The organism is Stenotrophomonas sp. 22LJNL06-5-1 (genome assembly GCF_056861455.1).
Genome location: NZ_JBSPUE010000001.1, coordinates 208,568 through 229,293, shown reverse-complemented (window position 1 = coordinate 229,293; position 20,726 = coordinate 208,568). Strand labels below are relative to the sequence as shown.

At 67.2% G+C, this 20,726-nt stretch carries 18 protein-coding genes; 10 read left to right on the top strand and 8 right to left on the bottom strand.

The window, feature by feature from the left end:
* The first annotated feature begins 79 nt into the window (after positions 1–79).
* From AC13GF_RS01040 to AC13GF_RS01030, 3 genes are all read left to right on the top strand, one after another.
* Positions 80–1,657, top strand: coding sequence for a M20/M25/M40 family metallo-hydrolase (locus tag AC13GF_RS01040; protein ID WP_483003683.1), 1,578 nt, complete (start codon positions 80–82; stop codon positions 1,655–1,657).
* Between the two features lie 155 nt (positions 1,658–1,812).
* Positions 1,813–3,216 (top strand): glutamate--tRNA ligase, encoded by a 1,404-nt coding sequence (gene gltX, locus AC13GF_RS01035; RefSeq protein ID WP_054171306.1) that lies wholly within the window; start codon positions 1,813–1,815, stop codon positions 3,214–3,216.
* A gap of 34 nt (positions 3,217–3,250) precedes the next feature.
* Entirely contained in the window at positions 3,251–3,742 is a 492-nt protein-coding gene (locus AC13GF_RS01030; protein WP_004150412.1) for a Fur family transcriptional regulator, read from the top strand.
* Between the two features lie 95 nt (positions 3,743–3,837).
* Here the strand turns inward: AC13GF_RS01030 and AC13GF_RS01025 are convergent, their stop codons facing one another.
* The 4 genes from AC13GF_RS01025 to AC13GF_RS01010 all read right to left on the bottom strand — a co-directional run bounded on the left by AC13GF_RS01025 (position 3,838) and on the right by AC13GF_RS01010 (position 9,724).
* Positions 3,838–4,992 (bottom strand): HlyD family secretion protein, encoded by a 1,155-nt coding sequence (locus AC13GF_RS01025; protein ID WP_483002818.1) that lies wholly within the window; start codon positions 4,990–4,992, stop codon positions 3,838–3,840.
* Between the two features lie 10 nt (positions 4,993–5,002).
* Positions 5,003–6,676: an MFS transporter gene (locus tag AC13GF_RS01020; RefSeq protein ID WP_483002817.1), complete on the bottom strand. Its 1,674-nt coding sequence runs from the start codon at positions 6,674–6,676 to the stop codon at positions 5,003–5,005.
* A complete protein-coding gene (locus tag AC13GF_RS01015; RefSeq protein WP_010483118.1) occupies positions 6,676–7,242 on the bottom strand; it encodes a TetR/AcrR family transcriptional regulator in 567 nt (188 codons plus the stop codon). Before AC13GF_RS01015 ends, AC13GF_RS01020 begins: the two co-directional genes overlap by 1 nt.
* A gap of 277 nt (positions 7,243–7,519) precedes the next feature.
* Entirely contained in the window at positions 7,520–9,724 is a 2,205-nt protein-coding gene (locus AC13GF_RS01010) for a TonB-dependent receptor (protein WP_483002816.1), read from the bottom strand.
* A 135-nt stretch (positions 9,725–9,859) separates the two neighbouring features.
* Here AC13GF_RS01010 and AC13GF_RS01005 point away from each other — a divergent pair, with 135 nt between their 5' ends.
* Positions 9,860–10,273, top strand: coding sequence for a MerC domain-containing protein (locus tag AC13GF_RS01005; RefSeq protein WP_019338435.1), 414 nt, complete (start codon positions 9,860–9,862; stop codon positions 10,271–10,273).
* A gap of 110 nt (positions 10,274–10,383) precedes the next feature.
* Positions 10,384–10,563, top strand: coding sequence for a 30S ribosomal protein THX (locus AC13GF_RS01000; protein WP_004150462.1), 180 nt, complete (start codon positions 10,384–10,386; stop codon positions 10,561–10,563).
* Between the two features lie 100 nt (positions 10,564–10,663).
* On the opposite strand, the gene AC13GF_RS00995 is transcribed toward AC13GF_RS01000, so the two are convergent.
* From AC13GF_RS00995 to AC13GF_RS00985, 3 genes are all read right to left on the bottom strand, one after another.
* Entirely contained in the window at positions 10,664–11,914 is a 1,251-nt protein-coding gene (locus AC13GF_RS00995) for an alkaline phosphatase family protein (RefSeq protein ID WP_483002815.1), read from the bottom strand.
* Positions 11,915–12,289: 375 nt separating this feature from the next.
* A complete protein-coding gene (locus tag AC13GF_RS00990) occupies positions 12,290–12,781 on the bottom strand; it encodes a methylated-DNA--[protein]-cysteine S-methyltransferase (protein ID WP_049451870.1) in 492 nt (163 codons plus the stop codon).
* A complete protein-coding gene (locus tag AC13GF_RS00985; RefSeq protein ID WP_483002813.1) occupies positions 12,778–14,256 on the bottom strand; it encodes an AlkA N-terminal domain-containing protein in 1,479 nt (492 codons plus the stop codon). Before AC13GF_RS00985 ends, AC13GF_RS00990 begins: the two co-directional genes overlap by 4 nt.
* A 393-nt stretch (positions 14,257–14,649) precedes the next feature.
* Here AC13GF_RS00985 and AC13GF_RS00980 point away from each other — a divergent pair, with 393 nt between their 5' ends.
* From AC13GF_RS00980 to ubiM, 4 genes are all read left to right on the top strand, one after another.
* Positions 14,650–15,813: a COG3904 family protein gene (locus tag AC13GF_RS00980; RefSeq protein WP_483002812.1), complete on the top strand. Its 1,164-nt coding sequence runs from the start codon at positions 14,650–14,652 to the stop codon at positions 15,811–15,813.
* Positions 15,814–15,871: 58 nt separating this feature from the next.
* Positions 15,872–16,417 carry a DUF4019 domain-containing protein gene (locus AC13GF_RS00975; RefSeq protein ID WP_483002811.1) on the top strand — a complete coding sequence of 182 codons (546 nt, stop codon included), beginning with the start codon at positions 15,872–15,874 and terminating at the stop codon, positions 16,415–16,417.
* An 11-nt stretch (positions 16,418–16,428) separates the two neighbouring features.
* Positions 16,429–16,818, top strand: a complete 390-nt coding sequence (locus AC13GF_RS00970) for an MAPEG family protein (protein ID WP_483002809.1) — start codon at positions 16,429–16,431, stop codon at positions 16,816–16,818.
* Positions 16,819–16,898: 80 nt separating this feature from the next.
* Positions 16,899–18,077 (top strand): 5-demethoxyubiquinol-8 5-hydroxylase UbiM, encoded by a 1,179-nt coding sequence (gene ubiM, locus AC13GF_RS00965; protein WP_483002808.1) that lies wholly within the window; start codon positions 16,899–16,901, stop codon positions 18,075–18,077.
* A 25-nt stretch (positions 18,078–18,102) separates the two neighbouring features.
* Here ubiM and AC13GF_RS00960 read toward each other — a convergent pair whose 3' ends face one another.
* Positions 18,103–18,324 carry an RNA-binding S4 domain-containing protein gene (locus AC13GF_RS00960; RefSeq protein WP_012479588.1) on the bottom strand — a complete coding sequence of 74 codons (222 nt, stop codon included), beginning with the start codon at positions 18,322–18,324 and terminating at the stop codon, positions 18,103–18,105.
* 268 nt (positions 18,325–18,592) lie between these two features.
* Between AC13GF_RS00960 and AC13GF_RS00955 the strand changes: the two genes are divergently transcribed.
* A complete protein-coding gene (locus tag AC13GF_RS00955) occupies positions 18,593–20,539 on the top strand; it encodes a DEAD/DEAH box helicase (RefSeq protein ID WP_126929664.1) in 1,947 nt (648 codons plus the stop codon).
* The last annotated feature ends 187 nt before the right edge of the window (positions 20,540–20,726 follow it).

The window sequence follows — 20,726 nt, the reverse complement described above, 5'->3', positions numbered from 1 at the left end:
TCCCCGCGCCCCTGCTGGCTAGACTCGATGGGTTGATGATCGAGCCGAAGGGCAGGGGTGCGATGTGTTGAAGTGGGGCATGCTGGCCGCAGCGCTGGCGATGGGTGGTAATGCAGGGGCGCAGCAGCGCGAGACGGTGGACCTGGACATGGTCAGCCGCATCCGCCAGGAGGCCTTCCACCGTTCGCAGGTGATGGACACCTTCAGCTATCTCACCGAGCGCATCGGCCCGCGCCTGACCAACTCGCCGGCAATGGGCCGCGCCAACGCGTGGACCCGCGGCAAGTTCAACGAATGGAAGCTGGACAACGTCCACGATGAAGCCTTCGACGACTTCGGGCGCGGCTGGGAGTTCACCTCGGCCAGCGTGGAGATGCTGGGTGACCGCGTGCAGCCGCTGCATGCACTGCCCAAGGCCTGGACGCCGGGCACCAAGGGCCCGGTTGAAGGCGAGCTGGTCCAGGTCGAGATCAAGAAGCCCGAAGACATCGAGAAGTACCGCGGCAAGCTGCGCGGCAAGATCCTGCTGCTGGGCGAGGCGCGCGAGTACAAGCGCGGCACCGAGGCGGATTCGCATCGCCACGACGCCACCTCGCTGGAGGGCCTGCAGGAATTCACCCTGCCCAAGGACAAGGACGCCACCGCCGAGCGTGCCAAGCGGGTCAAGGAGTACCAGGAACGCCAGCAGCTGGCGGCCAAGGTCAATGCGTTCTTCGTGGAAGAAGGCGCGCTGGCCTCGATCAGCATCAGCAGCTGGGACAACGGCATCATCCGGGTTGCCGGTGGCGGTTCGCGCAAGGCGGGTGAATCGGTGGGTATTCCCGAGCTGGCGATGATCAGCGAACACTTCAATCCGCTGGTGCGCGCGCTGGAGGCCAAGCAGACCGTGCGCCTGCGCGTGGATGTAGCCGCGCGTTTCACCGACGAGGCCGACCAGCCCGGTTACAACACGCTGGCGGAGATCCGTGGCAGCAGCAAGCCCGATGAAGTGGTGATGATCGGCGCGCACCTGGATTCCTGGCACAGCGGTACCGGTGCGGCCGACAACGCGGCCGGTGTGGCGGTGATGATGGAGGCGATGCGCATCCTCAAGGCGACCGGTGCCAAGCCCAAGCGCACCATCCGCGTGGCGCTGTGGAGCGGTGAGGAACAGGGCCTGATCGGCTCGCAGGCTTATGTGGCCAAGCACTTCGGTCGCTTCCCGGAACCCACCGACCCGGCGCAGAAGGCGCTGCCGGCGTCGCTGCGCGAGCCCACCGGCGCGCTGCAGAAGACCCGCGACTACGGCAAGTTCCAGGTCTACTTCAACATGGACAACGGCTCGGGCCGCTTCCGTGGCATCTACGCGCAGGAAAACCTGGCGGCGATGCCGATCTTCGAAGCCTGGCTGGCACCGTTCCATGACGTGGGTGCCACCACCGTGGCCACCCGCAACACCGGCAGCACCGACCACATCAGCTTCGATCGCATCGGCCTGCCGGGCTTCCAGTTCATCCAGGACCGGCTGGACTACTTCACCAACGTCCATCACAGCCACCTGGACACCTGGGACCACGCCGAGCCGGAAGACCTGAAGCAGGCCGCGGCCATCGTCGCCTCGTTTGCCTACAACGCCGCAACGCGCGAGCAGCCGTTCCCGCGCAAGGTAGAACCGTAAAAGGGGACGGAGGGGATTAAGTCGTTTTCTCCCCTCCGTTTCCCGGTCGCAGCGCCCAGAGGCTGGGCAATCGCGACTTAATCCCCTCCGTCCCCTTTTTCCGTCGGGGGCGGAGGGCTGGTAAAATCAGGGGATACCCGTTCCTCGAGTCCTCCATGACCTGCCGCACCCGCTTTGCCCCCAGTCCCACCGGCTACCTGCATATCGGTGGCGCCCGCACCGCGCTGTACTGCTGGCTGGAGGCCCGTCACCGTGGCGGTGAGTTCGTGCTGCGCATCGAGGACACCGACCGTGAACGCAGCACCCAGGGCGCGATCGACGCGATCCTGGAGGCGATGGAGTGGCTGGGCCTGGATTACGACGAGGGCCCGATCTACCAGACCGACCGCGTGGCCCGCTATCTGGAAGTGGCCGAGCAGCTGGTGGCCGACGGCAAGGCGTACTACGCCTACGAGACCCGCGAAGAGCTGGACGCGATGCGCGAGGCCGCCATGGCCAAGCAGGAGAAGCCGCGCTACAACGGCGCTGCGCGCGAGCTGGGCCTGCCGCGCAAGGACGACCCGAACCGCGTCATCCGCTTCAAGAACCCGCTGCAAGGCACCGTGGTGTTCGACGACCTGATCAAGGGCCGCATCGAGATCGCCAACAGCGAGCTCGATGACATGGTCATCTTCCGCCCGGACGGCTACCCCACCTACAACTTCGCGGTGGTGGTGGATGACTGGGACATGGGCATCACCGAGGTCATCCGCGGCGACGACCACATCAACAACACCCCGCGTCAGATCAACCTGTACGAGGGCATCGGCGCGCCAGTGCCGAAGTTCGGCCACATGCCGATGATCCTGGACGAGCAGGGCGCCAAGCTGTCCAAGCGCACCGGCGCGGCCGATGTGATGCAGTACAAGGACGCAGGCTACCTGCCTGATGCGCTGCTGAGCTACCTGGCCCGCCTGGGCTGGTCGCACGGTGACCAGGAGCTGTTCAGCCGCCAGGAACTGATCGAGCTGTTCGACGTGAAGGACTGCAACTCCAAGGCCTCGCGCCTGGACATGGCCAAGCTGGGCTGGGTCAACCAGCACTTCCTGAAGACCGAGGACGTGGCCGCGATCGTGCCGCACCTGGTCTACCAGCTGCAGAAGCTGGGCCTGGACGTGGCCGCCGGCCCCGCCCCGGAGGATGTGGTGATCGCCCTGCGTGAACGCGTGCAGACCCTGAAGGAAATGGCCGAGAAGGCCGTGGTCTGGTACCAGCCGCTGACTGAGTACGACGAAGCGGCGGTGGCCAAGCACTTCAAGGCCGGTGCCGAGGTGGCGCTGGGCAAGGCCCGCGAGCTGCTGGCCGCCCTGCCGGAATGGACTGCCGAGTCGGTGGGCGTGGCCCTGCACGATGCGGCCGCAGCGCTGGAAATCGGCATGGGCAAGGTCGCCCAGCCGCTGCGCGTGGCCATCACCGGCACCCAGGTCAGTCCTGACATTTCCCATACCGTTTACCTGGCCGGCCGCGAGCAGGCCTTGAAACGCATTGATGTGGCCATCACCAAGGTAGCAACGGCCTGAGGCATCCTTGCCAGGCCCGAACCGGAGAACACGCATGCCCGCCAAGACCGCCACTGCCTGTACCGCCCCGCACCACCACGTCCACGACGCATCGGATTTCGTGGCGGTGGTCGAGCGCGTCTCGCGCGAACGCGGGCTGCGCCTGACCCCGATCCGCGCCAATGTGCTGAAGCTGATCGCCGAGGCCGGCAAGCCGGTCAAGGCCTACGAGCTGCTGGAGTGGGTGCGCAACGGCAAGGGCGTGGGCGCTGATGCCCCGCCCACCGTGTACCGCGCGCTGGACTTCCTGATGGCCAATGGCTTCGTGCACAAGCTGGAATCGGTCAATGCCTTCGTGGCCTGCCACCATCCCAGCAGCGCCGCGCATTCGGTGCCGTTCCTGATCTGCAACAGCTGCCACAGCGCGGTGGAACTGGAAGACCGCGAAATCGTCACCCAGCTGGAGAAGCGCGCCAAGGAGCTGGGTTTCCAGCCGCAGGCGCAGACCCTGGAAGTGCACGGCCTCTGCGCGCGCTGCGCCGGCTAACGCAACGGTAGTGCCGGCCGCTGGCCGGCATTTTGGAAACGGGGTCAGATCCCTTTGCCATTGGCAAAGGGATCTGACCCCGTTTCATGACAAGGCTAGTCCATCGGCTTGGAGCGGGTATCCACCCGCACGATCACCGACATGCCGGGCCGCAGCTGCTCTGCCAGCTTCTGGCCTTCATTGATCGATATCCGCACCGGCAGCCGCTGCACCACCTTGGTGAAGTTGCCGCTGGCATTGTCCGGGCGCAGCACGCTGAATTCCGACCCGGTGGCAGGGGCGATCTCCTGCACGCGGCCCCGCAGCACCTGCCCCTGGAACGCGTCCACCGAGAACGTGGCCGGCTGGCCGATCGCCATCCCCCAGGTCTGGCCTTCCTTGTAGTTGGCCACCACCCACAGCGTGTCGGGTACCAGGAACAGCAGCTGCGAACCGGCGGCGACGTACTGGCCCACGCGCACGCTGGCTTCGCTGATCTGGCCGTCGCGCGGCGCGTGGATCACCGTGTTGGCCAGATCGATGCGCGCCAGTTCCAGCTGCGCCTGCGCGCTTTCCACCTGGGCCTCCAGGCTCTTGCGCGCCACCTGGGTCGACACCAGCGTTTCCTCGGCGATGCGGATCTGTGCCTGCGACTGCTGCACGCTGGCCTGTGCCGAGGCCTGGGTGGTGCGGAACTTGTCGCGGTCGTTGATCGATACCAGCTGCTGCGCGGCCAGCTCCTCGTAGCGCTTGGTCTCGTTGCGCGAGCGCTGCAGCTCGGCCTGGCCCGCCGACAGCGTGGCGTGCGCCGAGGCGATCTGCGCACGGTTCTGTGCCTGCGACTGGTCCGAGTTGGCCAGTGCCGCGCGTGCGCTGTCCAGCGTTGCCTGTGCCTGGGCGACACGCTGCGCGTAGATGCGGTCATCGATACGCAGCAGCGGCTCGCCCTCCCTCACGTGCTGGAAGTCCTTCACCAGCACTTCGGTCACGTAGCCATTCACCTGTGGTGCCATCACCGTGATCTGTCCGCGCACATACGCGTTGTCGGTCACCATCACGCTGCTGGTGAACGGCCACAGGTGCCAGGCGCGCAGGATCAGCGCGATGCCCAGCAGGGCGACCACCACCATCACTACCACGCTGCGCGCGCTGGGCTTGAGGTACTTCGGCGCGACCACGGGTTCTACCGGGGTGGGCGCAGGCGCCGCGTCGGTCGGCGGCGGTGGGGTCACGTTGTCGGCGTCGTCGGGACGGGGCGGGACGGGAGGCATGGTGGAGGACTCAGCGGGGCGCGGCCGGCGTGGCCACAGCGGGGGAAGTGGGGTGGCGCTTGCGCCATTGCTTGAGCACGGCGGTGCGCAGCGACAGCAGCAGCAACCAGCACAGGAAGCCGATGGCCAGCCAACCGCTCAGCGTGAACACATCATTGAAGCCACGCACGTTGGCTTCGCGGCGTGTGGTCTGCGCCAGCTGCGCGCTGCCCTGCGCACTGCGCAGCACCGGGTCGGTGATCTGTGCGCTGTACAGCTGCTGCTGGATGCGCAGGCGTTGTGCCACCACCGGGTCGGCCGGGTCGAGCTGGCTGGTCAATGCGCTGGAGTACAACTGCTCGCGATGCAGCTGGAAGGTGCCCAGCACCGCAGAGCCGGCCAGGCCCCCCAGCGTCTGCGTGATCGACAGCGTCACCAGGAAAGTGATCATGTGGTCCACGCCCTGCTTCAGCGCGGCGGAAATGCCGAGCATGATCAACGGGCCCATGAACATGCCGGCACCGACCGAGGCCAGGAACTGGCTGACGTAGAAGTCGTGCGGCCGATCCATGCTGGTGCGGTGCTGGTCGAAGAAGGCGGCAGCGCCCAGCAGCAGGATCGCCATCAGCAGCTGGGCAATCAGCCGCTTCGGGCCGAAGGTCAGCGATGCGCCGGCGATGCCGGTGACCACGCCCGCAAGGATCACCACGAACAGCGGGCGCATCTGGTCAGGCCCCATGCCCAGCGTGCGCATCAGGTTGACCACGCCGTAGGACTGCTCGGTGGTGAGAAAGCGGATCAGGAACGCGCCGACGATGAAGTGCAGCACCGGAAGCTTCGACAGCCAGCGGATCTGCAGCAGCGGATTCCGCCGGTAGTGTTCGATGATGAAGGCGGTGGTGGACAGCACGATCGAGGCGACCAGGGCCCAGCCCAGCCACGGCGTGTTGAGCCACCAGCGGGTGTAGCCCTGCGCCAGCACGATCACCAGCAGTGCGACGGCCGGTGCAAGCAGGGCGAACGTGAGGAAGTCCAGCGGTTCGAACGCCTTCACCTGGATGCCGGGCGGCAGCTTCAGCACCACCACTGCCGCGAACGCGCACAGTGCCAGCCCGGCTTCAAACGAGTAGAGCTGATGCCATTGGCCGGTATCGACCAGGCCTGGTGAAACGATCCAGGCGATCGGCACCGCCAGCTGCGAAAGGCCGACGCCGACCACCAGCAGATTGCCGGTAAAGCGGCGCGGCAGCGCCTGCAGCATGTACAGCGTGCCCAGTGTCGAACAGGCCGCGCCAGCGAAGCCGCTGGCGGCGCGGGTCAGCATCGTGGTCTCGAAGCTGCCGACGAACAGGTGCAGTACCGCCAGCGCCGCGTACAGGCCCAGCCCGATCTCGGCGAACAGGCGGATGCCGTACTGCTGGCGGAACTTGAAGGCCAGCAGGTTGGCCGTGACGTTGACCATTGCATAGGCCGCCACCAGCCAGCTGCCCTGGGTCGGGGTCAGCGCCAGCTGGCCCTGCAGGAACGGCAGGTTGGCGGTGACCAGCGCATTGCCGAGGCCGCCGGTGATCGCCACCAGCAGCGATACCAGTGCATAGGCCAACCGACGGTACGGTGGGTGCCAGGGCATCGACGCCGAACCGGGCATGGTCGGCTTCTCGTGCTCCTCCCAATCCGGAACCGGCTTCAGATACGGCTGGACCATCAGCGGGCCTCGCTGGTTGCTCCCTGGAGACCCCCGCGCAGCAGCTGCAGGGCGCGCCCGGCCAGGTGGGCGCGCTCGTCGCGGGTCTTGCCGCGCAGGGCCGCGCCCAGCATGCCCGAGATCAGTGAAATGTCCGTCTTCTCCAGGTCGGCACGGCACAGGCCGGCGGCCTTGGCGCGGGCGATCGGTGCTTCCAGCAGATCGCGCACGGTCTCGCGCGCGGTGCGCATGGCCGGCACATCCGAATCGACCGCACGCCAGTAATCGGCCAGTGCCGGCGAATCGATGATGCGCTGGGCCATGCCCTCGAACACCTCGAACAGGGCGTCGTCGCGGTCGCCGAGTTGTTCGACCTGGCGCCGGATGCGGTCGACCGTACGCTGCAGCAGCGCCTGGATCAGCGCGGTGCGGTCGGGGAAGTTGCGGTACAGGGTAGCGCGGCCCACCTGGGCGCGTTCGACCACCAGGTCCAGCGGGGCGGTGACACCGTGTTGGCCGAACACATGATCGGCGGCGTCGAGGATGAGGGCACGGCGGGCAGCAGCATCGGCACGTTGGGCAGTCATGGAATTATTTTCGGACAAAAATGTCCGATTGGCGAGACTTTGAGTGACGGGATTGTCCGCTTGTTGTGGTACGCACATCTTTGTGACGAATGCGTGATGGTTCGGGTCGAAATGAAAACGGGGGCCCGAAGGCCCCCGCTGCATACCTGTGGAAGGAGTAGCAAGGAGATCCACGCCATGCGTGATCTCAGGCTGGGGTCAGAGCCCATTCCTGCGGAATGGGATCCGACGCCCGGCGTGGTGCAGTAGATCCACGCCATGCGTGGATGGAGGAGAGTCAGAAGAACGCGCGGATGCCGAATGCGACACCACGGCCCGGCAGCGGCGAGTAGTCGCGCAGCAGCGAGGTATGCGGGCGCACTTCGCGGTTGGTCAGGTTGCTGCCATCCAGGAACACCTCGTAGCTGTTGCTGGCGTTGCGGTCCCAGCGGTAGGCCAGATGCGCGTCGACCAGGGTGTAGCCGTCGCTCGGTGCTTCGTTCTGGGCGACGTCCTTCTGGCGGCTGTAGCGCACCGCACCGACCGAAGCGCGCCAGCCGTCCTTGGCCCAGCGCAGGTCGGCGCCGACGCGGGCCGGGGCGATGCGCGGCAGGTAACCGGTATTGGCCAGTTCAACGCTGTAGTTGTGGTTGTGGTCGCCATGCGGCACGGCGATGTCGAGGTTGCGGCTGCCACTACCATCCAGCTTGGCCTTCACGTAGTCGCCGAACAGGCGCAGATCCCAGTCACCGGCGCCGCCTTCGAACAGGTGCACCAGCGCTTCGGCTTCGGCACCGCGGAACACCGCATCCTGCTGGGTCCACGCACGAACCGGCAGGCCCTCGGTGACGCCGGTGTCGGCCAGGTAGATGAAGTCCTTGAACTTGGTCTGGTAGACCGACGCGGAGAAGTCCAGGCGTTCGCTGTGGGTGTGGATACCCAGTTCCACGCGCTGGCCGCGCTCGGTCTTCAGGTTGGCGTCGCCGATTTCCAGCGAGCGGGTGGCGATATGCGCGCCGGCGGCATACAGCTCTTCGTTGGTCGGTGCACGCTCGGAGCTGTCCACGCCGATGCGCAGGTCGACGGTGTCGTTGAGCTTCCAGATGCCGGCCGCAGACAGGTTGGTGGCACCGAAGGTGCGGCGGCGATAGTCACCGGTCGGGTCCAGCTTGACCTGGTCGTGGCGGCCGCCCAGTTCCAGCTTGAACGGGCCGAACTGCTTTTCCTGCAGCACGAACAGGCCGATGTTCCTGGTGCCGGTATCCGGTACGAACGCCTCTTCGCCCTTTGCGCCGAAATCACTGTTGCCGAACTGCAGGCCGAAGGCGCCGTCCCAGCCACCGATCTGCTGCTGCACCGCTTCCAGGCGTGCTTCGATGCCGCGGTTGGTGAAGCGGGTGGACGGCGTGCCGGCTTCCAGCTCCACGTGTTCGTAGTCGGTGTAGGCCACGCGTGCGTTGATGTTCTTCAGGAACGAGACCGGGTCGTAGATGCCGGCCTTGGTCTCGAAGCGGTTCTGCACCATGTCGATGCGCACGTCGTGCTCGTCGCCGCCTTCTTCTTCATCGCCATGGTCGTGGCCGTGGTCATGGCCATGATCATCGCCGTCGGCGTGCACGTGCGCACCATTGGGAATGCCGTAGTTGGTGCGATAGGTGCTGGCCGATACGCCGAAGTAGCCGCCTTCGCCCAGCCACGTTGCGCCGACGCCGCCGGCGCGGGTGCGGATCGAGCTGTTGTCGAGGCGGCCGCGGCGCGGCTCTTCGCCTTCCTCGCCCGCGTGGTCATGGTCGTGATCGTGATGATCTTCAAGGCTGTCGATCACCGCATAACCGGGGATGCGGTAGTCGTCGCCGTTGCGGACCAGGCCATCCACGTGCAGCACGACATTGCCGCTGACGCCATCGAGGCGGAACATGCCGCTGCGTTCGTTGTTCACCGAATTGCCGCGCAGTTCTGCGCGGCCGCTCAGCGGGCGCTCCGGCAGTTCGCGCGCGATGCGGCCATCGACCACATTGACCGCACCACCGATAGCGCCGCTGCCAAACAGCAGGGTGGCCGGGCCTTTCAGGACCTCGATCTGGTCGGCCAGGAACGGCTCGATGCTGGTGGCATGGTCGGCGCTGACGGTGGAGGCGTCCATGTTGCCCATGCCGTTGGACAGCACGGCCACGCGTGGACCTTCCTGGCCGCGGATGATCGGGCGGCCGACGCCGGGACCGAAGAAGGTGCTCTGTACGCCGGGCAGCTTGGCCACGGTATCGCCGAGGGTGCCGGCCTTCTGCTCGTCCAGGCGTTCACCGGCCAGAACCTCCACCGGGCGTGCCAGCGATTCGGCGTCGCCCTGCAGCGGCGAGGCGGTGACCTGCACCGACGACAGTTCAGTCAGGTGGCGGTCACGATGGGAATCGTCTTCGCTGGCGGCGAAGGCAACGGTCGGAAGCAGGGCGGTGAGGGCCAGGGCGAGGGAATGCGGCTTCAACCGCGGGGTACGGGCGGGCATCGGTGGGTCCTTTGTTACACTGTATCAATCGCTGGGCGCACGAATCCCGTCAGCGGGACAGGGGGAGGGAAACCGTGCGGGTCGGGGAGGGATGTTATATTATTCCATAACGATTCGCCGACCCTGCTGGAAGTCATGTCCCTGTCCTCACGCCTGCGCCACCTGCTCGACCGTTTCGGCGCCACTGGTTCGATGCTGTGCGCGGTGCATTGCGCGGTGATTCCGGTGCTGCTGGCCGCAGCGCCCTCGTTGGGCCTGTCGTTCTGGCTGAGCGACGGCGTGGAACAGGCGCTGGTGGTGTTCGTGACCCTGCTGGGGCTGTTCAGCCTGGTCTGGGGCTACCGTCGCCACGGTGCGCTGCGTGCGCTGGGCTTCCTGATTCCCGGCCTGGTCGCGCTGTGGGCCGGCGTGCTGTACGACCCGTTGCACCATAATGCGGTGCCGCACGCGGTGGTGATGACCGTCGGCGGCCTGTTGGTGGGTGTGGCCCATCTGGTCAACCTGCGCCTCAACCACGGTCACGTGCACGACGCCAGCTGCGCGCACTAGGCGCTCCGTGATAGGATTTTCGATCGTGCGCGGGGGCGCCCAGCAAGGCGGCCCCGCCGAACCCGTGTCAGTACGGGGTAACCAGATTTCACATTTGAGGAGTTGAAGACATGGGTAAGGGTGACCGCAAGACCGCCAAGGGCAAGCGCTACAACGCCAGCTACGGCAACGCCCGTTCGCACACCGCGAGCAAGGTCGCCGTAGGCGCCGCCGCTCCGGTTGCCAAGAAGACCGTGGCCAAGGCTCCGGCGAAGAAGGCTGTGGCGAAGAAGGCTGTCGCCAAGGCCTGATCCGGCCCAGACCGGTTCAATGAAAAACGCGGCGCCTGGCGCCGCGTTTTTTTATGCGCGTTTTTGTAGAGCCGAGCCCATGCTCGGCTCTACAGGGAAGTCAGCGCAGGGTCTTCTTCAGCGTTTCCGGATTGCCATCGTTCGGCGCGGCCGGCACCTGCAGCAGCTGGGCCAGCAGCGGATAGACATCGACGTTGTCGAAGCCATCGATCACCAGGCCCTGGCGGAACGACGGGCCGGCGGCCACGAACACCGCGCGCATGGAGGGCAGGGCGTTGTCGTAGCCATGCGAACCTCGATCCTGCTTCGCGCGCTTGGCGATCTTCTCCTGGTGCAGCGCATCCCAGCCTTCATCCATGGCACAGACGATGGCCGGAACCCGCGGATGCGTGCCGTAGTGCCAGCGCGCCGGCAGGTTCTCCTTCTTCCAGCACTCGTAGTGCGCGTGGCGGCCGAGCAGAGCGCGTTCGGCTTCCGCTTCGCGGCCGGCGACCGGTGCAAACCCCACCGACTGGCCCTGGCTGATATTGCGCGCAATGGCCGGGTCGGCCATCGATTCGGTGGCGATCACGTGGCCGTCGGCGACGCTGGCCATGCCGTGGTCGGACACCACGATGACGTTGGTGGTCGCAGCCAGGCCGCGCTGTTGCAGTCCGTCAAGCACCTGGCCGACGATCTGGTCGGCGCGCACGATGGCGTCGGCGTACTGCTTCGACTCGGGGCCGTAGTTGTGGCCAGCCTTGTCCACGTGCTCCATGTACAGCGTGGTGAGGCGCGGTGCATCCGCATCGGTCTGCGCCAGCCAGTCGAGCACGATGCCGGCCCGCTGCTCCAGCGGTTCCTTGCCGTCGTACACGCGCCACTTGCTGGGGCGCACGCCGCGGATTTCAGACTCACTGCCCGGCCACGCCGTGGTGGCCGAGCGCACGCCGGCGTTCTCGGCACTGACCCAGATCGGTTCGCCACCCCACCAGCCGCTGGTAGTGACCGCGTCGCGGTTGCTCAGTTCGAAACGGCCCAGGGATGCATCGTCCATGCTGTTGTTGACGATGCCGTGGTGGTCCGGGCGCAGGCCGGTGACGATGGTGTAATGGTTGGGGAAAGTCAGCGACGGATAGGACGGGGTCATCCAGCGTGCACGCACGCCGCCGTCGATCAGTCGCTGCAGGTTCGGGGTCAGCCCGCGGTCCAGCGCATCGGCGCGCAGGCCGTCGATGGAGATCAGCAGCAGCTTCGGCGGCGTGGCCGCAGCGACGGGTGTGGGAACGGAGGCGGAAGGGGCGGGCGCGGTGGTGCAGGCGGCCAATGGCAGCAGCAGCGCCAGCGCGCAGGTCAGGCGTACGGAAGTCATCCGTCCATCATAGTGCGAGGCAATGACGCGCCCAAGACACGGCGCGCTATCGCGCGCCGTGTCCGCGCATTTTTCCTTGTCTCCAGACATGTCCCTGATGCTTCCATCCACGCATGGCGTGGATCTACCGTGTCGACCAAGGTCGACACCCACCAACAGTTGCGCAGAATGACGTTCGGACAGATCGCAGGAACCTGTCGAAGGCGGGGTGGGTCCGGTTGCAGGGGCGTGAGCGCCATGGATGGCGCGACCGAGCTTACAGGGACGTACTTGCAGCGTCCCCTGCAACTGGATCCACCCTGCCTCCCCGCAGGAAGCCCGCTGTTGCTGTTGCTCTAGCCTCTGCGGGTGCCGGGCGCAGCCCGGCCAGTTCTCTCAGGCGAACAGTGGGGCCTGGCGTTGTTCCAGCCGCAGCAGCGCGGCCTTGGTTTCCAGTCCGCCACCAAAGCCGGTCAGTGCCCCGTTGCTGCCGATCACGCGATGGCAGGGCAGGATGATCGGCAATGGGTTGCGGCCGTTCGCGGCGCCGACCGCGCGGGTCGCACTGGGTTGGCCCAGATGCTGCGCCAACTGCAGGTAGCTCCAGGTCTGGCCGAACGGAATCAGCGCCAGCGCCTGCCACACACGCAGCTGGAACGGCGTGCCACGTGGTGCCAGCACAAGGTCGAAGCTGCTGCGCTTGCCGTGCAGGAACTGCAGCAGCTGTTCGCGCGCTTCCGGCAAGGCATCCGGTGCGTAATGCCAGTCATCACGCCCGCGCGCGGGGTGGCGGTTCTCCGGGAACAGCACATGCGAAAGACCGCGCTCATCGCCTGCGATGGTCAGCACGCCGATCGGGCTGTCGAAACGATCGAACAACAGAGTCATGTCGGTTCTCCAACGAAGGTGCCGGACAGGTGCCACAGGTGCAGTACGGCATAGGCGCGCCATGGCCGCCAGGGTTGTGAGCGCGCTTCGGTCGCGCGTTCGCTCAGACGCTGGCCCTGTGCGTGGCCGAGGACCTGCTGCAGCACCAGGTCGCCGGCGGGGAAGGCGTCGGGCTGGCCGAGTCCGCGCAGGGCGATGTACTGCGCGGTCCACGGGCCGATGCCGGGCAGTGCCACACAGCGCGCAACGAATTCTTCCAGCGCCTGGCCGGGCCCGAAGTCGAGCTGGCCACTGGCACAGGCGGCGGCCAGCGCACGCACGGTGGCGGCGCGGGTGCGCGGCAGGCCGACCGATTCCAGCGGCGCCTCAGCCAGCACCTCGGGCGCGGGGAACTGGCGATCGAAGTCCGATGGCATGCCCGGCAGATGTGCGCCATAGGCATCGACCAGGCGCCGCGCGAAGGTGGTGGCCGCAGCCACGCTGACCTGCTGTCCGAGCACGGCGCGTACACCCACCTCGAAGCCATCCCAGCCGCCGGGCACGCGCAGCCCGGGGCGTTCGGCGATGCCACGGGCCAGCAGCGGTTCTTCGCCCAGCGCGGCATGCACCTGCTGCAGATCGGCATCAAGGTCGAAGACACGGCGTACGCGGCGCACGATGTCGGGGATCAGGCGCGGATCAACCGCGCCCAGTTGCAGGCGCAGTTCGGGGCGTTTCGGGTCGGCAGTGACGCGCAGCAGGGTGGGGCGCTCCGGCGTGCCGAGCACGCGCTGGTAGCTGTCCTCGCCGATGAGTTCGATGCCGGGCAGGCTGCGCTTGCGCAGGAAGGCCAGCATGCGCGGGAAATCCAACGGTGGGCGGTACACCAGCCGTAGTACCAGGCAGCCGTCATCGGCGGCCAGCGGCTGGTGCTGGCGACGCAGCGCGGTTGGTGCCATGCCGCAGCCCTGCAGGAAGGCGGTATTGAAGCGGCGCAGGCTGTTGTAGCCGGCGGCCAGCGCAACATCGGTCACCGGCAGCGTGGTCTCGGTCAGCAGCTGCTTGGCCAGTAGCAGGCGATGGGTGGCGTGGATCTGCCCCGGCGTCGCGCCCAGGTGTTCAACGAACAGGCGCTGCAGTTGGCGCGCGCTGAGGCCGATCTTCTCTGCGAGATCGGCCACCGGCTGGTCCTGCAGGAAACCGCCATGGATCAGCGCGAGGGCGCGCTGCACGGTCTGCCCGGCCAGTGCCTGCTGGGCCTGCGGTGCCAGTTCGGGACGGCAGCGCAGGCACGGGCGGTAGCCGGCGGCGGCGGCCGCAGCGGCGGTCGGGTAGTAGGTGATGTTGCGCGGCTTCGGTGGCGGTGCCGGGCACACCGGGCGGCAGTAGATGCCGGTGCTGCGCACGGCGGTGAAGAACACGCCGTCGAAGCGTGCGTCGCGGGCCAGGCGGGCGCGGTCGCAGGCGGCGGTGTCGAGGGCGAGGGCGGTGTCCATGGCGCCAGTCTAGGCGTGTGCGGGCGGGGATACTCGCCACATTCGGACATGGATGCTGAAGGGGGTTCTGGCAGGGCTGCGCCCGGCACCCGCAGAGGCAACGTCAACGTCAAAATCCAGATCGGCTCTGGCTTGATGGGGGTTGGGCGGGGCGGTGTGGGCTGGCAGGACACGCCGTAAACCCGTCCCTGGGGGCTCGATGGCGCCATCCATGGCGCCAACGGTCCTGCCAGCCCACACCGCCCCACCTCCGACAGGTTCACGTCTGCTGGTAGGTGTCGACCTTGGTCGGCACGCTTTCCCAAGGGTCAGAGGGGGTTCAGTGCCGCGCGCTGAATGCGCGCCCGGGACGGGTAGACTGTGGCTCTTGCTCACGTGAAGACTGGTTGCCCGATGTCCGCCAAACTCCGCTGGTTGCCCTTGTTGTGCCTGGCCCTGGCGGGCTGCAGTCAGCTGGAGAATCCGGGCAATGTGACCGCTGCCGACAAGGCGGCGAGGGCACCTGCCAGCGATGGCGAGAACATGGTGTCGATCAATGCCGCCGACGCACCGCCACCGCCAGCGCCGCCGCGCAGCCGGGCGGATCGGCCGTGGCCGCAGGCGCAGCTGGAGAATGGCCGTGCCTGGGTCAGCTGCAGCACGGAATATGCCGGCGATGCCGGCGACGGTGTCGAGCTGGAAGGCCTGCAGCGCGAGCAGATCACCCAGGCCCTGGCGCCGTGCGCCGAACGCGGCCTGATGCGCGTGCGCTACGCCGGCAAGATCAATCCGGGCTTCGCCGAAATGATGTGGCGGTTGGCCGTGGTCGCTGACGATCAGAAGATCCACAAGCGCATCCTCGATCTGGATTCCAGCGGCGGCCAGGTGGAATCGGCGATCGTCGCCGGTGACAGCATCGGTGAATCCGGCTGGACGATCTGGGTGCGAGAAGGCTCGATCTGCCACAGCGCCTGCGTGTTCGTGCTGGCCGCCGGTGACAACCGCCTGCTGTCGGGCAAGGTCGGCATCCACCGCATGATGCGCATCAGTTCCAAGGCCACCTCGCGCGCGGAACTCAACCGCGAGCTGCACGAGGTCTACGACAACGTGAAGGACTACCTGCAGCGCAACGGCGTGGCGGTGGGCGTGGCTGATCTGATGATGACCGTGCCCAACCGCAGCCTGCGCCTGCTGACCCCGGACGAGCTGCGCCAGTACGGCCTGGATGGTACCAACGCAGTGCAGGACGATCTGGAACGGATCAAGCAGATGCGCGCCTGCGGCGATGATTTCGTGCAGCGCAAGGACGCGTTCCTGATTGCCTTCGACCAGCAGTGCAAGCGCGAAGGCGCCGACATGGAATCGATCAACAGCTGCGGCCAGGCACTGAAGCAGCGCTTCGGTTTCCCGGATGCGGTGTGCCCGGAAGAAAGCCCGCTGTCGGAGATTGATGTGGCAACGCTGCCACCGGCACCGTCGGAGCCGCCGCCGGTGGCCGAACAGGCGCCAGCAGACACCGGCACGCCCGCCGCGCAGGCCGATGCCGCAGCGGTGGAAGGCAGCGCCCACGCGCGCTGACGAACAGCTCACCGCGCTGGCGTAGACTGCGGTTCTTTCCCGAGAACCGGCGGTGTCCATGAAGCGCGTGCTCCTGCTGCTGTCCCTGCTGCCCATGCTCGCGTTGGCGCAGACGCCTGCGCCCGCCACGCCCGCCCCGGCGCCCGCGCGCCCCGCACCGGCCTCGCCGTCGGCTGCAAAACCGGCCACCGCCGGTGCACCCGCGTTGACCGCCGCGCAGCAGGCGCAGGTGCAGAAACAGGATGCGGAAATGGGTGCGGCCGCAGTGAAGGCGGCGCAGCTGGTTGATGCCAACCGCGCCGGTGAATTGTGGGATGGCGCTTCGGCCGTCGCGCGCCGTGCAGTACCGAAGGCCGCTTTCGTCAGCCAGTTGACCGCCGAGCGCACGCGTCTGGGTGCGCTGGCCGGCCGCGGCCAGCCGACCATCACCCGGGTCAAGTACAGCGCCGGCGCCGCGGTGCCGGAAGGGCTGTACATCAACGTCAGCTTCCCGACCCGTTTCGCCAACAGCGCACAGCCGGTGCGCGAGCTGGTCTCATTCCGTTTCGACGAGGACCAGGTGTGGCGCCTGGCCGGTTACAGCCTGCGTGCGTCGGCACCCTGAGGAGATGAACGATGGCAACTGAACTGACGATGCTGGCCTGGTCGGTGCTGCTGGGCTTCGTCTACATCTTCGCCACCTCCACCGTGGTCACCCGCGAGCGCGGGATGAAGTGGAATGCTTCGGCACGTGATGGCGAGGCCAGGCCGGTCAGCGCGCTGGCCGGTCGCCTGCAGCGCGCGCAGGCCAACTTCCTGGAGACGTTCCCGTTCTTCGCCGCCGCCGCCATCGCAGTGGTGGTGGCCGGTCGCGGCAACGACACCACGGCACTGGCCGCGCAGGCCTACTTCTGGGCGCGCGTGGTCTATCTGCCGCTGTACGCCGCAGGTGTGCCCTATGTGCGCAGCCTGGTGTGGGCGGTGTCGCTGCTGTCGATCCTGGCGCTGGTGTTCGCGTTGTTGTGATCCCGGCCTGATCCAGATCAAGGCCGGTCAGGTGCGTGGCGCTATGCTGGCCCGGACTGAATCAACGGCAGGAGGCGCGCATGCGCAGGATGGACGTGGTGGTGGTCGGCGCCGGACCGGCGGGTCTGTGCTTCGCGCGTGCGCTGGCCGGTAGCGGCCTGCAGGTCGGGCTGGTCGAAGTGCAGCCGCGCCAGACGCTGGCCGAGGCCGCCTTCGATGGCCGGGAGATCGCGTTGACCCATGCCTCGCGGCAGAGCATGGAGCAGCTGGGGCTGTGGCAGCGCCTGCCGCAGGCCGAAGTCGCCGAACTACGCGATGCCAGGGTGATGAACGGCGGCTCGCCGTTCGCACTGACCTTCGCCAGCAGCCAGGTCGACGGCCAGCCGCTGGGCTGGCTGGTGCCCAACCATCTGATCCGCCGCGCTGCATGGGATGCCGTGCAGGGCCAGGACGGCCTGGAACTGTTCGATGGGCGCAAGGTGCAGGGCGTACAGGCCGATGCACAGGGCCATGTGGTCAAACTGGATGACGGCAGCCAACTTCATGCGCGGCTGCTGGTAGCCGCTGACAGCCGCTTCTCCGCCACCCGCCGCATGCTTGGCATCGGTGCGCAGATGCGCGACTTCGGCAAGTCGATGCTGGTGTGCCGCATGCAGGTCGAGCGCGACCATCACCACACTGCCTGGGAATGGTTCGGCTACGGCCGCACGATGGCGTTGCTGCCGCTCAACGAGGGCCAGGCATCGGCGGTGATCACGCTGCCGCCGCGGCAGATCGAGGAGCTGCTGGCAATGGATGAGGTGGCCTTCGGTGAGGCCATCAGCGGTTGCTTCGAACACCGCCTGGGCCGCATGCAGCCAGTGGCCACGCCGCAGGCGTATCCGCTGGTGGGTGTGTACGCGCACCGTTTTGTCGGCGAGCGTTCGGCACTGATCGGCGATGCCGCCGTAGGCATGCACCCGGTCACCGCGCATGGCTTCAACCTGGGACTGGCCAGCGCACAGCGGCTGGCGCAGGGCATCGTCGAGCAGCAGCGTCGCGGTGCCGACATTGCTGCAGCCGGCATGCTGGCCAGCTACCAGCGGGGTCATCGGCTGGCGTCGCGGCCGCTGTACGAAGCCACCAACGCGATCGCCAGCCTGTACACCGACGATCGCCGTCCTGCGCGCCTGCTGCGGGCGGCCGGCCTGCGCCTGGCGCAGGGCGTGGCACCGTTCAGGCAGCTGATTGCCTCGCACCTGACCCAGCGCGTGGCCTGAACCGGTTCAGATCAGCCCGTTCAGATCAGCCGGCGGCCAGCACCCGGATCTGGCTGTCGGCGAATTCGACCACCTGGCCTGCGCGGATCTTGCAGGCCTTGCGCAGTTCGACTTCGCCGTCGACCCGCACCTGGCCGTCACTGATGACCATCTTGGCTTCGCCGCCACTGGTGACCAGGTCGGCCAGCTTGAGCAGCTGCTTGAGTTCGACGTAGTCGCCGTCGAGGTCGAATTCGAGAATCTGCATGGAGCTGGGTTCCTGGAAAGAGGGCACAGGCCAGTGGCCAGGCCGGGGAAGAGGGCGCGTATTGTGCGCCAGCGCGGGGCATGACGGCACGCGCACGGAAAGCTGTACGCCTCGTTCAGGATCAATGCGGTATGATTCCGCTCTGAGCGAGTGAAATCTCCTCCAACCGAGCAGCGCCAGGGCACGCGATAAGAAGGGCGCCCAAAGCGCGGACCATCACCTTTTTTATCGCACTGCCAGGAAGACGGCAGTGCCTTCGGAGTTCCCCATGTCCCAAGATTCCCAAGCGCCGCTGCAGTTTGCGCAGCTCGGCCTGTCCGAGCCCGTGATGCAGGCGGTCACCGCCATCGGCTACGAAACCCCGTCGCCGATCCAGGCCGCCACCATCCCGGCGATGCTGGAAGGTCGCGACGTGCTGGGCCAGGCCCAGACCGGCACCGGCAAGACCGCCGCGTTCGCGCTGCCGGTACTGTCCAACATCGACCTGCAGCAGATCAAGCCGCAGGCCTTGATCCTGGCACCGACCCGCGAACTGGCCATCCAGGTTGCCGAGGCGTTCCAGTCCTATTCGTCGAAGATCCCCGGCTTCCGCGTGCTGCCGGTGTACGGCGGCCAGCCGTACGGCCAGCAGCTGTCGGCCCTGCGCCGCGGCGTGCACATCGTGGTCGGTACTCCCGGCCGCGTGATCGACCACCTGGATCGCAGCACCCTGGACCTGTCCGAGCTGAAGACGCTGGTGCTGGACGAAGCCGATGAAATGCTGCGCATGGGCTTCATCGACGACGTCGAGGCCGTGCTGAAGAAGCTGCCGGAGCAGCGCCAGGTGGCCCTGTTCTCGGCCACCATGCCGCCGCAGATCCGTCGCATCGCGCAGACCTACCTGCAGGATCCGGTCGAAGTCACCATCCAGGCCAAGACCACCACTTCGGCCAACATCCGCCAGCGCTACTGGTGGGTGAGCGGCATGCACAAGCTGGACGCGCTGACCCGCATCCTGGAAGTCGAGCCGTTCGACGCGATGATCATCTTCGCGCGTACCAAGGCCGGCACCGAAGAACTGGCCAGCAAGCTGCAGGCCCGAGGCCTGGCCGCTGCCGCCATCAACGGTGACATGCAGCAGGCCCAGCGTGAGCGCACCATCGCCATGCTGAAGGAAGGCAAGCTGGACATCCTGGTCGCCACCGACGTGGCCGCCCGCGGCCTGGACGTGGAGCGCATCAGCCACGTGCTGAACTACGACATTCCGTACGACACCGAAAGCTACGTGCACCGTATCGGCCGTACCGGCCGTGCCGGCCGCAGCGGCGAGGCGATCCTGTTCGCCACCCCGCGCGAGAAGGGCATGCTGCGCCAGATCGAGCGCGCCACCCGCCAGCCGATCGAAGAGATGCAGCTGCCGAGCGTGGAAGCGGTCAACGACAACCGCATCAACAAGTTCACCACGCGCATCACCGAAACCCTCGGCGCCGGTGGCCTGGACTTCTACCGCCAGCTGCTGGAGCGCTTCGAGAACGAGCAGAACGTGCCGGCCATCGAAGTGGCTGCGGCGCTGGCCAAGATGCTGCAGGGTGATACCCCGTTCCTGCTGCAGCCGCCGGTGCGTGCGCCGCGTGAAGAGCGCGCGCCGCGCGAGCGCTTCGACCGTGGCGACCGTCCGGAGCGTGGCGATCGCTTTGACCGCAACGAGCGTGGTCCGCGCTTCGAGCGTGGCCCGCGTCGCGATGACGCCGAAGGTGGTTTCGAGCAGCGTCCGCGCCGTGAGGTTCCGCCGCGTGGTGCGCCGGAGCAGGGCATGGAGACCTACCGTATTTCGGTGGGCCACCAGCATGGCGTGAAGCCGGCCAACATCGTCGGCGCCATTGCCAACGAGGCCGGCCTGGAAAGCCGCTTCATCGGCCGCATCGACATCCACGACGACTTCTCGCTGCTGGATCTGCCGGCGCAGATGCCGTCGGACGTGCTGTCGCACCTGCAGAAGGTCTGGGTGTCCGGCCAGCAGCTGCAGATGCGCGCGCTGGCCCCGGGTGAAGACACCAACCCGGCCCCGCGCCCGTTCAAGCCGCGCTTCGACAAGCGTGGTCCGGGCGGTCCGGGTGGCCCGCGTCGTGGCGGCCCGGGTGGTCCGGGTGGCCATGGTGGCGACCGCGGTGGTGACCGCGACAGCCGCCCGCCGCGTCGTGACGGCTTCAAGCCGCGCGGCCCGCGCAGCTTCTAAGCCGCGCCCGCAGCCGTCCTGATCAACGCCAGTCTCCGGGCTGGCGTACAGAAAAAGGGGACGGAGGGGATTAAGTCGTATATGGCAGGCCATGCGCTTATGCCGAAAACGACTTAATCCCCTCCGTCCCCTTTTCGCATGGCAAACACATTGCCGGTCATAGGCTGGGCCAGTTCCAAGGGAGGTT